9 protein-coding genes are annotated in these 14,169 nt (G+C 65.8%); all 9 read left to right on the top strand.

Annotated elements, in window-relative coordinates:
- The first annotated feature begins 29 nt into the window (after positions 1–29).
- Complete coding sequence (locus BcanWU425_RS27490) at positions 30–1,553, top strand: UxaA family hydrolase (protein ID WP_018456946.1); 1,524 nt, start codon at positions 30–32, stop codon at positions 1,551–1,553.
- A gap of 104 nt (positions 1,554–1,657) precedes the next feature.
- Positions 1,658–4,927: a transglutaminase family protein gene (locus BcanWU425_RS27485; protein WP_204510655.1), complete on the top strand. Its 3,270-nt coding sequence runs from the start codon at positions 1,658–1,660 to the stop codon at positions 4,925–4,927.
- Between the two features lie 27 nt (positions 4,928–4,954).
- Positions 4,955–7,492 (top strand): circularly permuted type 2 ATP-grasp protein, encoded by a 2,538-nt coding sequence (locus tag BcanWU425_RS27480; protein ID WP_204510656.1) that lies wholly within the window; start codon positions 4,955–4,957, stop codon positions 7,490–7,492.
- Positions 7,489–8,367 (top strand): transglutaminase family protein, encoded by an 879-nt coding sequence (locus BcanWU425_RS27475; RefSeq protein WP_204510657.1) that lies wholly within the window; start codon positions 7,489–7,491, stop codon positions 8,365–8,367. Before BcanWU425_RS27480 ends, BcanWU425_RS27475 begins: the two co-directional genes overlap by 4 nt.
- A gap of 210 nt (positions 8,368–8,577) precedes the next feature.
- Positions 8,578–9,405, top strand: coding sequence for a metal-dependent phosphohydrolase (locus BcanWU425_RS27470; RefSeq protein ID WP_026233269.1), 828 nt, complete (start codon positions 8,578–8,580; stop codon positions 9,403–9,405).
- Positions 9,406–9,417: 12 nt separating this feature from the next.
- Positions 9,418–10,308: an alpha/beta fold hydrolase gene (locus tag BcanWU425_RS27465; RefSeq protein WP_204510658.1), complete on the top strand. Its 891-nt coding sequence runs from the start codon at positions 9,418–9,420 to the stop codon at positions 10,306–10,308.
- 135 nt (positions 10,309–10,443) lie between these two features.
- Positions 10,444–11,070: a GTP cyclohydrolase I FolE gene (gene folE, locus BcanWU425_RS27460; RefSeq protein WP_018456940.1), complete on the top strand. Its 627-nt coding sequence runs from the start codon at positions 10,444–10,446 to the stop codon at positions 11,068–11,070.
- A 27-nt stretch (positions 11,071–11,097) separates the two neighbouring features.
- Positions 11,098–12,621, top strand: a complete 1,524-nt coding sequence (locus BcanWU425_RS27455; protein ID WP_204510659.1) for an FAD-dependent oxidoreductase — start codon at positions 11,098–11,100, stop codon at positions 12,619–12,621.
- A 179-nt stretch (positions 12,622–12,800) separates the two neighbouring features.
- On the top strand, positions 12,801–14,009 hold the full coding sequence (locus BcanWU425_RS27450) for an ABC transporter substrate-binding protein (RefSeq protein ID WP_018456938.1): 1,209 nt from the start codon (positions 12,801–12,803) through the stop codon (positions 14,007–14,009).
- Positions 14,010–14,169 lie beyond the last annotated feature (160 nt).

The following is a 14,169-nucleotide window of genomic DNA, read 5'->3' as shown; positions in this document are numbered from 1 at the left end:
ACTCACTATTCGTCTGAAGGAGACCTCCCATGACCATCAGCCCCGTCATTCGCCTGCATCCCGATGATGGCGTGCTGATCGCGCGCGCGAGCTTGCCGCCGGGAACATTGGTGGCCGACGGCGTGACGACGGTCGAGCGCATTCCTTCCGGCCACAAGGTCGCGATCAAGCCGATCGCATTGGGCGAGCCGGTGATACGCTACGGCCAGATCATCGGCTTTGCGACGGTGCCGATCGCGCCGGGCCAGCACGTGCACGTGCAGAACTGCGGCATGGGCGATTTCGCCAAGGACTATGCCTATTGCGTCGACGTCAAGCCGACGCCGAATTTCGATCTGCCGGCGAGTTTCGAAGGCATCCGCCGTCCGGACGGCCGCGTCGCCACGCGCAACTACATCGGCATCCTCACCTCGGTGAATTGCAGCGCGCATGTCGCAAGCCTCGTCGCCGACGTCTTCAAGAAGAATCCGTTCACCGGCGACAATCCGCTGGCCGACTTCCCCAATGTCGACGGCGTGGTCGCGCTGACCCACAAGACCGGCTGCGGCATGACGCAGAACGAGCCCTTAGCGCTGCTCCGCCGCACGCTCGGTGGTTATGCACGGCACGTGAACTTCTCTCATGTGATCGTGCTCGGCCTCGGCTGCGAGGTGAACCAGATCGGCGGCCTGATGGAGGAGCAGAAGCTCGCGGGACGTCTGCGTGCGATGGACATCCAGGAGGTCGGCGGCACCCGCAAGACGGTGGAAGCCGGAATTGCCTTCGTGCGCGAGGCACTCGCGGAGTCCAACAAGGTCAAGCGCGAGTCCGTTCCGGTGAGCGAATTGACCGTGGCGCTGCAATGCGGCGGTTCGGACGGCTATTCCGGTGTTTCCGCCAATCCGGCGCTGGGTGCGGCCAGCGATCTCATCGTGCGCCACGGCGGCACCGTGATCCTGTCGGAGACGCCGGAGACCTATGGCGCCGAACATCTGCTCACGCGCCGCGCCGTCAGCCGCGAAGTCGGCGAGAAGCTGGTCGATCTCATGCGCTGGTGGGACGAATACACGACGCGCGAAGGCGCCGAGATGAACGCCAATCCCAGCCCCGGCAACAAGGCCGGCGGCCTCACCACCATTCTGGAGAAGTCGCTCGGCGCGATGGCGAAGGCCGGCACGACCAACCTCGTCGAGGTGCTGCGCTACGCCGAACCCATCACCAAGAAGGGGTTCGTGTTCATGGACACGCCCGGCTACGATCCCGTGGCCGCGACCGGGCAGGTCGCCGGCGGCGCCAATCTGGTCTGCTTCACCACGGGGCGCGGCAGCGTGTTCGGCTGCAAGCCGGCGCCCTCGATCAAGCTTGCCACCAACACGCCCATGTACAAGCGCATGGAAGAGGACATGGACGTCAATTGCGGCACCATCCTCGAAGGCGAGGAGAGCGTCCAGCAGTGCGGCCAGCGCATTTTCGATCTCATCCTCAAGACCGCGTCCGGACAGCCTACCAAGAGCGAGAGTTTTGATTTCGGCGGCGCCGAGTTCGCGCCCTGGGTGCTGGGCGCGACGATGTAGCAAAGGCGCAGCCCGTGCCGTAGGCACGGTCTGCCCGTTGTTAGTGCTTGATCGAGGTCACCAGCGGTGTTCTGCTCAAAAAAGCTGCTGGAGTACCGCACCCCGTGTCGATCTACGTCGCACTACACCACGTCACGCACTACAAATACGACCGCCCGATCGATCTCGGCCCGCAGACCATCCGTCTGCGGCCGGCGCCGCATACCCGCACGCCGATCCTGAGTTATTCGCTCAAGGTCACGCCGGCCAACCATTTCGTGAACTGGCAGCAGGATCCGCTGGGCAATTGGATCGCGCGTTACGTCTTCCCGGAGAAGACGACCGAGCTCAAGATCGAGGTCGATTTCACGGCGCAGATGACCACGGTCAATCCGTTCGACTTCTTCGTCGAGCCCTATGCCGACAGCTTTCCGTTCGAATATACGCAAGATCTCAAGACGGAACTCGCGCCTTATCTTGAGACCGTCAAGCCCGATCGGCTGTTCGCGAAATATCTCGATACGATCCCGCACGAAGCCCCGAACACCGTCAACTTCCTGGTCGATCTCAACAGGGAGTTGCAGAAAAGGATCGGCTACGTCATCCGCATGGAGGCGGGCGTGCAGACGCCGGAGGAGACGCTCTCCTCCGCGGCCGGCTCATGCCGTGACTCCGCCTGGCTTCTGATCCAGACCTTCCGTCACCTCGGTCTCGCCGCCCGTTTCGTCTCCGGCTATTTGATCCAGGTCCGTCCCGACATCGATCCGATCGAGGGGCCGCCGGAGGTCGAGAACGATTTCACCGATCTGCACGCCTGGGCCGAGGTCTACCTGCCGGGCGCGGGCTGGATCGGCTTCGACGCGACCTCGGGCATGCTTGCGGGCGAGGGCCACATCCCGGTCGCCGCGACGCCGCACTACCGCTCGGCGGCGCCGATCTCCGGCGGCGCAGGCTTCGCCGAGGTCGAATTCGCCTTCGACATGAGCGTCAAGCGCATTCGCGAGGCGCCGCGCATCACAAAGCCGTTCTCCGACGAATCCTGGATACGGCTGAACGATCTCGGCGAGCAGGTCGACGGCGATCTTGCGGCCCAGGACGTGCGTCTGACCATGGGCGGCGAGCCGACCTTCGTCTCCGTCGATGATCTCGAAGGCGCCGAGTGGAACACGGAGGCCGTCGGCCCGACCAAGCGCGGGCTCGCCGACGATCTGATCCGCCGCCTGCGCGCGCGTTTCGGACCCGGCGGCCTGCTGCACTTCGGGCAAGGCAAATGGTATCCCGGCGAAAGCCTGCCGCGTTGGGCGTTTGGCCTGTACTGGCGCAAGGACGGCGTGCCGATCTGGAAGAATGCCGACCTCATCGCCAGCATCGAAAATCCGCGGTCGGCGCAGGCCAAGGACGTCCAGGCGTTCGTGGAGGGCACGGCGCTGCGGCTCGGGCTCGATCCCGGCTACATCATGCCAGCCTATGAGGATACCGCGTACTGGCTGCAGAAGGAATCCGAGCTTCCCGTCAACGTCGATCCCTCCGATTCCAAATTATCCGATCCGGAGGCCCGCGCGCGGATGGCGCGGGTGTTCGAGCAGGGGCTCAACAACCCTCGCGGCTTCGTGCTGCCGGTGCAGCGCTGGAATGCGGCGCCACGCTGGCGCAGCGAGCGCTGGCAGCTCCGGCGCAGTCATCTGTTCCTGATGCCGGGCGATTCGCCGCTCGGCCTGCGCTTGCCGCTGGACTCGCTCGGCTATGTCCCGCCCGATCAATATCCCTACATCGTCGAGCGGGATCCGATGGAGGCCCGCGGCAAGCTGCCGGTGTTCAGCCTTCCGGCGCGTCCGGACGCGCCGGAGCGGCTCGAGCCCGAACAGCTCAACACCTCGGTCCCCGTCCGCACCGCGATGTCGGTCGAGGTCCGCGACGGCGTGCTCTGCGCCTTCATGCCGCCGGTCGAGCAGATCGAGGATTATCTCGAGATGATCGCGGCGCTCGAAGCGACTGCCGAGGAGATGCAGCTCCAGGTCCATGTCGAGGGTTATCCGCCGCCATTCGATCCGCGTGTCGACGTGATCAAGGTGACGCCCGATCCCGGCGTGATCGAGGTCAACGTCCAGCCGGCAAAGAACTGGCGCGAGGCGGTCGACATCACCGTCGGGCTCTATGAGGATGCCGGCAAGACACGCCTCGGTGCCAATCGCTTCCTGGTCGATGGTCGCCACACCGGCACCGGCGGCGGCAATCACGTCGTGGTCGGCGGCTCGAGCCCGCAGGACTCGCCGTTCCTGCGCCGGCCTGATCTGTTGAAGAGCCTGGTGCTGCACTGGCAGCGGCATCCGTCGCTGTCCTATTTCTTCTCCGGCCTGTTCATCGGCCCGACCAGCCAGGCGCCGCGCATCGACGAAGCCCGCCACGACAGCATTTACGAGCTCGAGGTCGCGCTCACGCACGTGCCGCCGCCGGGCACTCAGGCGCCGCTGTGGCTGGTAGATCGCTTGTTCCGGCATCTCCTCGTCGACATCACCGGCAACACCCATCGCGCCGAGATCTGCATCGACAAGCTCTATTCACCTGATGGCACGACCGGCCGCCTCGGTCTCGTTGAATTCCGCGCGCTCGAAATGCCGCCGGATCCACGCATGTCGCTGGCGCAGCAGCTGCTGATCCGCGCGCTGATCGCAAAATTCTGGCGCGAGCCGCAACAAGGCAAGTTCGTGCGATGGGGCACCGCGCTGCACGACCGCTTCATGCTGCCGCACTTCATCTGGGAGGATTTCCTCGAAGTGCTCACCGAGTTGAAGCAGTCCGGGTATCCGTTCGAGCCTGAATGGTATCTGGCCCAGCTCGAATTCCGCTTCCCCGCGTTCGGCCGCATCCATCATGGCGGCGTGACGCTGGAGCTGCGGCAGGCGCTGGAGCCTTGGCACGTCCTCGGCGAGGAGGGCTCGGCCGGCGGCACCGTGCGCTATGTCGACTCGTCGGTCGAGCGGCTTCAGGTCAAGGCGGAAGGCTTCGTCGCGGGCCGCCATATCGTCGCCTGCAACGGCCGCCGCCTGCCGATGACCGCCACCGGCCGCTCTGGTGAAGCCGTGGCCGGCGTCCGCTTCAAGGCCTGGCAGCCGGCCTCAGGCCTGCACCCGACCATTCCCGTTCATGCGCCCCTGACCTTTGACCTCATCGACACCTGGAACGGCCGCTCGCTCGGCGGCTGCGTCTATCATGTCGCCCATCCGGGCGGCCGCAGCTACGACACCAAGCCCGTCAACACCTACGAGGCCGAGGCGCGGCGGCTGGCGCGCTTCCAGGACCATGGCCATACGCCGGGTCCGATGCAGCCGCCGCCCGAGGAACGCACAAATGAGTTTCCGCTGACCCTCGACTTGCGGACCCCGCTCCTGCAATGAGTATGATGCCGGGGCAGGGAGTGGCGCATGGCCGAGGGCGCAGCCGAAGAGGACGACAAGGCGGGTCAGGCGCAAGGTCAACGTGATGGCCAGCGCGAAGGCCAGCGCCGCTTCGCGCAATGGGTCCGCGACTACAGGCGCCTGCCCGACATCCCCGACGAGTTTCTCGGCCCGGACGGCAAGCCCCGCGCGGTCTGGAGCCGCTTCTTCGATGCCTTCGGTGCGCTCGCGCCCGATGAGGTTGAGCGGCGGTTTGGCATGGCCGACCGTCATCTCCGCGAGGCCGGCGTCACCTATCGCCCGCCCGGCGAGAGCGCCGACCGGCCCTGGTCGATCAGCCATCTGCCGCTGCTGATCGACGAGGCCGACTGGAAGCAGCTGTCCGACGGCATCACCCAGCGCGCCGAGTTGCTCGAGCTCGTGCTGCGTGACATCTATGGCGAGGGCCGCCTCGTCGCCGAAGGCGCGCTGCCGGCGGCCGCGATCGCGGGGAGCCCCGAATATCTCCGTCCCGCCTGCGGCGTGCCGCCGCCGGGCGGGCGCTATCTCTCGCTCTATGCCGCCGATGTCGGCCGCGGGCCCGACGGACGCTGGTGGGTGCTCGGCGATCGCACGCAGGCGCCGTCGGGTGCGGGCTATGCGCTGGAGAACCGCCTGGTGCTCTCGCGCGCCTTCTCGGACCTCTACAAGTCGATGAACGTGCCGCGCGTCGCGCCGTTCTTCGAGGCGTTTCGCGACAGTCTTCGGGCGCGCGCCGACCGCGACGAGCCGCGGATTGGCGTGCTCACGCCGGGCAGCTTCAGCGAGACCTATTTCGAGCACGCGACGTTGGCGCGCTATCTCGGCTTCCTGCTGGTCGAGGGCGACGATCTCGCCGTCAGCGACAATCATATCCACATCCGCACGGTTGCAGGCCTCAAGCGCCTCGACGTGCTGCTGCGCCGTGTCGATTCCAATTCGCTCGATCCGCTCGAGCTCGATGCCTCGTCACGGCTGGGCGTCCCCGGCCTGATCGACGTGCTGCGCAAGGACGGCGTCGTCGTCGCCAACATGCCGGGCTCGGGTGTCCTAGAGGCGCGCGCGATGCTCGGCTTCCTGCCGGCGCTCAGCCGCCGGCTGCTCGGCGAAGAGCTGAAGATGCCGCACATCGCGACCTGGTGGTGCGGCCAGCGCTCGGCGCGCGACGAAGTGTTGTCGCGGCTCGACGAGGTCGCGATCGAAGGCGCGTATCGGCGCGGCGTTCCCGGTTTCGACAGCAACGGTCCGGTGCTCGCGAGCGAACTCGACGCCGCCGGGCGCCGGCGCCTGAGCGACGCCATCGCTGCGCGCGGCATGGACTATGTCGGCCAGGAGGTGGTGCGGCTCTCGACCATGCCGGTGTGGGAACAGGGGCAAATCACGCCGCGTCCCTTCGTGCTGCGCGTGTTCGCAGCCGCGACGCCGGACGGCTGGGCCATCATGCCCGGCGGCTTCTGCCGGATCGCCGAGCAGCCGGATGCGCGCGCGGTGTCGATGGGCGACGGCGCGCGCTCCGCCGACGTCTGGGTGGTCTCGGACAAGCAGGTCTCGACCGCGACGCTGCTGCCTGCGGTCGACAAGGTGCGCATCCGCCGGATCGCCGGCGTGCTGCCGAGTCGCGCCGCCGACAATCTGTTCTGGCTCGGCCGCTATCTCGAACGCGCCGAGGCGACGCTGCGGCTGGTGCGGGCGCTGGGCTCGCCGAGCGGGCCCAACAAGGGCACCGCGGCCTCGCTGCAATCGGCGGAGCGTATCCAGCGCCTGCTGGTGACCTGGGGCGCGATCTCGCAGACCTCGCGCGCGGCGCCCGGCCGCATCGTTGCCGAAGCGCTGCAGAGCCCGGAGCGTTTCGGCTCGGCACTGTCGCTGGTCCGCGCGGCCCAGCGCACGGCGACCTCCTTGCGCGAGCGGCTGTCGCCCGATGCCTGGCAAGTCATCACCGAGATGGTCGAGCGGCTGGCGGTCGAGGTCGAGGACGACGACAGCGTGCTGAGCGCGGCCGAGTTGACCTTGCAGGAGCTCGCGAGCTTTGCCGGCCTTGCGCATGAGAACATGAACCGCGCCGCCGGCTGGCGCTTCCTCGATATCGGTCGGCGCACCGAGCGCGCCATCAACACCACGCGCTTTGCCCGGCAGTTTGCCTATGACGAGGCCGGCGACGAGGATCTCGATATCCTGCTGACGCTGGTGGATTGCCAGATTACCTACCGCTCGCGTTATCTGCTGGCGCCGATCCTGGCGCCGGTGCGCGACCTCGCCGTGCTCGACAGCTACAATCCGCGTTCGGTGGCGTTCCAGGTGACGACGCTGAACGAACACATCGCCGCACTGCCGAGCCTGAAGGAGCACGGCCTGATCGAGAAGCCGCAGCGGCTTGCGGTCGCGCTGCAGGCGATGCTTGCGACCGCGGAGGCCGAGAAGCTCGAGGTCAAGACGCTGTTCGCCCTGGAGCAGGATCTGCTCAGCCTCGCCGAGGCGGTCGGGCAGCACTACTTCCCGCACGGTCCCAATGCGAGCCGGCCGGAAAAGCTGACGGGGCTGGCGTGATCTACGATATCCGTCACGTCACCACCTACGAATACGAGAGCCCGGTTAGCTTCGCGCGCTGCACGCTGCGGCTGGAGCCGAGGAGCGGCAATGGCCAGGAGCTGATTTCGCATAAGGTCGAGATCCGTCCGCGCCCTGCGGAGCGTAGCGTCCGGCGCGATTTCTTCGGCACCTTGACCGAGAGTGTCGTGATCGAGGCCGCGCATCGCACCCTGCGCATCGATTCCCGCTCTCGCGTGAAGGTGTCGCGCCAGCCGCCGGCGCGCGCCGCTGTCAGCCCGGCCTGGGAGAACATTCGCGACATCGCCTTCGAGGCGACGAGCCTCGGGCCGTCCTCGCCGGTCGGCTATGTCTTTGCGAGCCCGCTAGTGCCGGTGCTGGGACCGGTCAGCGCCTATGCGGCGGAAAGCTTTGCGCCCGGCGCGGGCATCCTTGCCGGGGCGGTCGATCTGATGCATCGCATCCGCACCGAATTTCGCTACGACCCCAAGGCGACGGTGATCTCGACGCCGCTCAACGAGGTCTTCGTCAAGCGCCATGGCGTCTGTCAGGATTTTGCCCATGTCATGATTGCGGGCTTGCGCGGGCTGGGCCTGCCCGCGGCCTATGTCAGCGGATATTTGCGCACCATTCCGCCGGCGGGCCAGCCGCCCCTGCAGGGCGCCGACGCCACCCATGCCTGGGTGTCGCTGTGGTGCGGGGAGGAGCTTGGCTGGGTCGATTTCGACCCGACCAACGATCTTATGGTTGCTGGCGACCATATCGTGCTCGCGGTCGGCCGCGACTTCTCCGACGTTTCGCCGGTCGACGGCATCATCGTCGGCTCGCCGAAGCAGAAGCTCGACGTCGCCGTCGACGTGCTGTTGGTGGAATGATTGCGGGTCCTGCCCGCGACACCCATCCCGGGTGTGGCGGGTCTGCACCGCAACCGCGATATCGCGGGGCACAAACCGCAACATATTTCCGAGTTTGCGCCCCCGGGTTTGGCCAGTCGGCCAAGATGGGCTATGCTGGCGCCTGCTCGAGGACGAGAATGAGACGTCGGGAATTGGCGTGGAAAACCACCGACAGACGGGGCTGCATCCATGATGACGTTACCGAAACTGGCGGCGGACTCCCTTGAAAAATTGCTGGGCTCGTTCATGCGTCGCCGGTTCGACGAGCCCTCTGCGCGCATCGTCGAGAGCGCAACCCGCACGGCGATGGAATGCATCGGCAATAGCGACGCGCTTTATCACAATATCGAGCATACGATGCTGGTGACGCTGGCGGGTCACTCCATCCTCAGCGGCCGATATCTTCACGCCCATCTGTCGGCGGAAGACTATGTCCATGTCCTGATCGCCTGCCTGGCCCATGACATCGGCTATGTGCGCGGCCTGTTCGAGGAGGATGACACCGATGGCTTCGTCATCGATGCAGCCGGCACCAAGGTGTCACTGCCGCGCGGCGCCTCGGATGCAAGCCTGATGATGTATCATGTCGACCGTTCCAAGCTTTATGTTTCGCGGCGGCTGCGACACATTCCGGGGCTCGATCCGGAGCGCATCGCCCGCGCCATCGAGGGCACCCGGTTTCCGGCCCGGGAAGGCCAGGACTATGACGACGAGGCCTCGATCCTGCGCGCCGCCGACTTCATCGGCCAGCTCGGCGACCCCAATTATCTGCGCAAGGCCAATGCGCTCTACTACGAGTTCGAGGAAGTCGGCATCAACCGCCAGCTCGGCTACGATTCGCCGGCCGACATCGTGAACCGCTATCCGCAGTTCTATTGGAATAGCGTCGCGCCGCACATCCAGACCGAGATCGGTTACCTCAACAAGACCGAGATCGGTCGGCAGTGGATCGCCAACCTCTACAGCAACGTGTTCCGCGCCGAGCGTGACATCACGTTATCCGGGCCGCAAAAATAGCTCCGCTTTCTAATGCAACAAAAAACGGTCACCACCGATATCCTCGACATCGCCTATCGCGAATACGGCGCGCCGGACGGCTGGCCCTGCATCATGGGTCACGGCTTTCCCTACGACGTGAACGCCTATGCCGAGACCGCGCCGATCATGGCGCAAGCGGGCGCCCGGGTGCTGGTGCCCTGGCTGCGCGGCTACGGGCCGACGCGATTCCGCTCCGCTGCGACGTTGCGCTCCGGCGAGCAGGCGGCGCTGGGCGCCGATCTGCTGGCCTTCATGGATGCGCTTGGAATTGCGCGCGCGGTCGTCGGCGGTTACGACTGGGGCGGGCGCGCAGCCTGCGTGGTCTCGGTGCTGCATCCGGAGCGCGTGATCGCGCTCGTCTCGGGCAATTCCTACAACATCCAGAACATCGCGCGCTCGATGGAGCCGGCTTCGCCACCGGAGGAGGCGGCGCTCTGGTATCAATATCTCTTCCACAACGAACGCGGCCGCCGTGCGCTGGAGCGCAACCGGCGCGGTTTTGCGCGCCAGCTCTGGTTGATGTGGTCGCCGAGATGGGCCTTCGACGACGCGACGTTCGAGACCAGCGCCATCTCGTTCGACAATCCTGATTTCGTCGATGTCGTGATCCACTCCTACCGTCATCGTTACGCGCTGGTCGCGGGCGACCCCGCCTATGCCGCGATCGAGGCGAAGCTCGCCGCCCAGCCGCCGGTTCAGGTGTCGACCATCGCGATCGACGGCGACAGCGACGGCGTCAATTCCGGCACCGCGCACCATGCACGCAAATTCGAGGGCTTTTTCGAGCGGCGCGTCTTTGCAGGGGCCGGCCACAATTTGCCGCAGGAGCGGCCGGCCGAATGGGCCCAGGCCGTGCTCGACGTGCGGAAAGCGGCCTCATAGCGCCGGATTTCTCGTCCCGCTGTCTTGCCGCTCTCACAGCTTCCAATTTTTCCTGATTCCGGGAACCTTTTCCGATCGCAGCCGTCCAAGCTGTGGGCCGCCTTCTGTATGCGGTTCGTTGCAGGGGAGTTTTCGATGAAGACGCAAACGCGCAGGCTGGAACGTGTCGCGGTCGCGCAGGCGCCGAGCGAGCGGCCTGAGAGGGCGGAGGTCGAGCAGGCGATCCGGACCATGATCCGCTGGGCCGGCGACGATCCCGCGCGCGACGGTCTGCGCGATACGCCGGACCGGGTCGCGCGCGCCTTCGAGGAGTATTTCTCCGGCTATGCGCAGGATCCGACCGAAATCCTGCAAAAGACCTTTGAGGAGATCGAAGGCTATGACGAGATGATCGTCCTGCGCGGCGTTCGCTTCGAAAGCCATTGCGAGCACCACATGGCACCGATCGTCGGCCGCGCCTGGGTCGCTTATATCCCGCAAGGGCGCGTCGTCGGCATCTCCAAGCTCGCGCGTCTCGTCGACATCTACGCCAAGCGGCTTCAGATCCAGGAGAAGATGACCGCGCAGATCGCCAACACGATCAACGACGTGCTGAGGCCCGAAGGCGTCGGGGTCATCATCAAGGCGACGCATCACTGCATGACCACGCGTGGCGCACATAAGCCCGGGACAGATCTCGTCACCAGCCGCATGCTCGGCGTGTTCCGCGACAATGCGTTGACACGCCAGGAACTGCTGGGGTTGGCCAATTCGGACGATTGATCCGCGACGGCTCAAGGAGGCAACGCCATGACCGAAGACAAGAAGCCAAGCGGGCCCGACCTGAGCCGAGGCGTGACGCTCGCCGCGTTCAAGGACGGCAAATTGCTCGGCCATGTCGGCGAGGAAGACGTCCTGCTGGTGCAGGCCGGCAGCGAGATCTTCGCGATCGAGCCGACCTGCAGCCACTATCACGGTCCGCTCGCGGAAGGACTGGTAGTGGGCGACACCATCCGCTGCCCCTGGCATCATGCCTGCTTCTCCTTGCGGTCAGGCGAGGCGACCCGTCCGCCGGCGCTGAATGCGCTGGCGTTGTGGGAGGTCTCGCGCGATCAGGACAAGATCGTCGTCCAGCGCAAGCGCGAGATGCCGAAGCCTCCGGCGTGTCACCGGACGGCGCCAACGCCGGAAAAATTCGTCATCATCGGTGGCGGCGCGGCGGGTTTCGCGGCGGCGGAGACGCTCCGTCGCGAGGGCTTTGCCGGCGCCATCACCATGCTCAGCAATGACAGCGCGATGCCGGTCGACCGGCCCAATCTTTCCAAGGATTACCTCGCGGGCAACGCGCCGGAGGATTGGCTGCCGCTGCGAGGCGAGGACTATTATCAGGACGCCGGCATCGATCTCAGGCTCAACACGAATGTTGCCGCGATCGAGGCGAAGACGCGCAGCGTGACGCTGGGCAACGGCGACAGGCTGCCGTTCGACCGGCTGCTACTCGCGACCGGCGCCGAGCCGGTCCGATTGCAGATTCCGGGTGCCGACCAGCCCCATGTCTACACCCTGCGCTCGGTCGCCGACAGCCGCGCCATCATCAAGGCGGCGGGCAGCGCCAAGCGGGCGCTGGTGATTGGCGCCAGCTTCATCGGCCTCGAAGTCGCGGCCTCCTTGCGGGCACGCAAGATCGAGGTGCACGTGGTCGCGCCGGACGAACGGCCGATGCAGAAGGTGCTCGGTCCCGAGATGGGCGACTTCGTGCGCGCGCTGCATGAGGAGAACGGCGTCAACTTCCATCTCGAGGACACCGTGGAAAAGCTGGACGGCACGCGCGCCACGTTGAAGAGCGGCGGCGTGATCGAGGCCGACCTGGTCGTGGTCGGCATCGGCGTCAAGCCGCGCCTTGCGCTTGCCGAGCAGGCGGGGCTTGCGGCCGATCGGGGCGTCAGCGTGAGCGAATATCTGGAGACCAGCGTATCCGGCATTTTCGCGGCCGGCGACATCGCGCGCTGGCCCGATCCGCATTCGCGGCAAACCATCCGCGTCGAGCATTGGGTGGTGGCGGAGCGGCAGGGCCAGACCGCGGCGCGCAACATGCTCGGCAAGCGCGAGCGCTTCGAGGCCGTGCCGTTCTTCTGGTCGCAGCACTATGACGTGCCGATCAACTATGTCGGCCACGCCGAGAGCTTCGACGACATCGCGATCGACGGTAGCATTTCCGGCAAGGACTGCCTGCTGAAGTATAGCAAGGGCGACCGCGTTCTTGCGGTTGCTTCAATTTATAGGGATCTCGACAATCTCAAGGCCGAGCTGGAGATGGAGCGGACACGCGGCTGAGGCGCGCATCCGGTCTCGATTTGCGTCAATGGTGCTGCCCGCGAGGGCGGCTGTGCACCGGCTGATCAGCAACTCGACGCAAGACCGCCTTGCGGAACTCCGCTGATCTGACGTGCTGGCAAGAAGCAGCACGCCGCGCGCCTTCCGAGTCGCGCGGCGATCATCACCGGGGAGAAACCATGAAAGCCGCTTTGGTCCTGGCTGCAGCCTTGGCTGCCTGCCTGTCCACGCCTGTCTCCGCGCAGAAATCCTACGGTCCCGGCATCAGCGACACCGAGATCAAGATCGGCAACACCATGCCCTATAGCGGCCCCGCTTCGCCCCTCGGTATCACCGGCAGGGTGATCTCGGCCTATTTCGACGAGGTCAATGAGAAGGGCGGGATCAACGGCCGCAAGCTCAATCTCCTGTCGCTCGACGACGCCTTCTCGCCGCCGAAGACCATGGAAGCGGCGCGGCGGCTGGTCGAGGGTGACGGCGTCGCCTTCATCTTCGCGACCATGGGCACGGCGCCAAGCTCGGCGATCGCGAAATATCTCAACAGCAACAAGGTGCCGCAGCTGTTTCTGATCAGCTCGGCCTCGAAGTGGAACGATCCCGCCAACATGCCCTGGTCGATGGCGCTGCCATGGGCACCGAACTACACCAGCGAGGCCGCGATCGACGTCGCCTATGCCCGCGCCAAGAACCCGAATGCGCGCTTCGCGGTGCTCTATCAGAACGACGACGCCGGCAAGGAATATCTGCGCGGCGTCAAGGAAGCGCTTGGTGCCGACGCCGACAAGGCGATCGCGATGGCGTCGAGCTTCGAGGTCGCCGACCCCACCGTCGATTCCCAGGTGCTGACGCTCGCCAACACCAAGGCCGACGTGTTCATGATCTATTCGGTGACGCCGCGCGCCTGCGCCCAGGCGATTCGGAAAGCGCATGAGGTCGGCTGGCAGGCGACGCGCTTCCTCGCCTCGGGCTGTGCCAACAAGGCGACCGTGATGGTCCCGGCCGGCCTCGATGCCGGCAAGGGCGTGCTCTCGCTCGGCTCGCTCAAGCCGTTCGTCGAGGCGCCGAAGGACGATCCGGCGATGACGGCCTATATCGATTTCATGAAGAAGCGCCTGCCCAATGCCGACGTCAACAACGTCGCGGGTCTCTACGGCTACACCGTCGCCGAGGCATTGGTGGTCTTGCTGAAGCAGTGCAAGGACAATCTGACGCGCGAGAACATCATGGCGCAGGCGGCCAATTTGAAGAACGTGCCGCTATCGCTACTGATGCCCGGCATCACCCTCAACACCACGCCGCAGGATTTCCGCCCGATCAAGGACGGCTATATGCTCCAGTTCAATGGCAACGACTGGATCGTCGCCAGCGAGCTGCTGCGCGGCACGTGAGGGGCACGCGAGCGGCAGCATAGACAGTGCACCCTCTCCCCTTGCGGGAGAGGGTGGATCGCCGCGAAGCGGCGAGCCGGGTGAGGGGTATCTCTCCGCGAGTCGTCTCTACATTTGAACTCGCGGATACAACCCCTCATCCGGCGCTTCGCGCCACCTT

This window comes from Bradyrhizobium sp. WU425, from assembly GCF_021052305.1.
Classification (GTDB): Bacteria; Pseudomonadota; Alphaproteobacteria; order Rhizobiales; family Xanthobacteraceae; genus Bradyrhizobium; species Bradyrhizobium canariense_D.
Note: the sequence above shows the minus strand (reverse complement) of the source record. Positions and strands in the feature narration are given on the sequence as shown.

Excerpts from the sequence above, each read along its gene's own strand:
- BcanWU425_RS27490 (WP_018456946.1), top strand. The coding sequence starts at position 30 with ATGACCATCAGCCCCGTCATTCGCCTGCATCCCGATGATGGCGTGCTG.
- BcanWU425_RS27480 (WP_204510656.1), top strand. The coding sequence starts at position 4,955 with ATGGCCGAGGGCGCAGCCGAAGAGGACGACAAGGCGGGTCAGGCGCAA.
- BcanWU425_RS27470 (WP_026233269.1), top strand. The coding sequence starts at position 8,578 with ATGATGACGTTACCGAAACTGGCGGCGGACTCCCTTGAAAAATTGCTG.
- BcanWU425_RS27465 (WP_204510658.1), top strand. The coding sequence starts at position 9,418 with ATGCAACAAAAAACGGTCACCACCGATATCCTCGACATCGCCTATCGC.
- folE (WP_018456940.1), top strand. The coding sequence starts at position 10,444 with ATGAAGACGCAAACGCGCAGGCTGGAACGTGTCGCGGTCGCGCAGGCG.
- BcanWU425_RS27455 (WP_204510659.1), top strand. The coding sequence starts at position 11,098 with ATGACCGAAGACAAGAAGCCAAGCGGGCCCGACCTGAGCCGAGGCGTG.
- BcanWU425_RS27450 (WP_018456938.1), top strand. The coding sequence starts at position 12,801 with ATGAAAGCCGCTTTGGTCCTGGCTGCAGCCTTGGCTGCCTGCCTGTCC.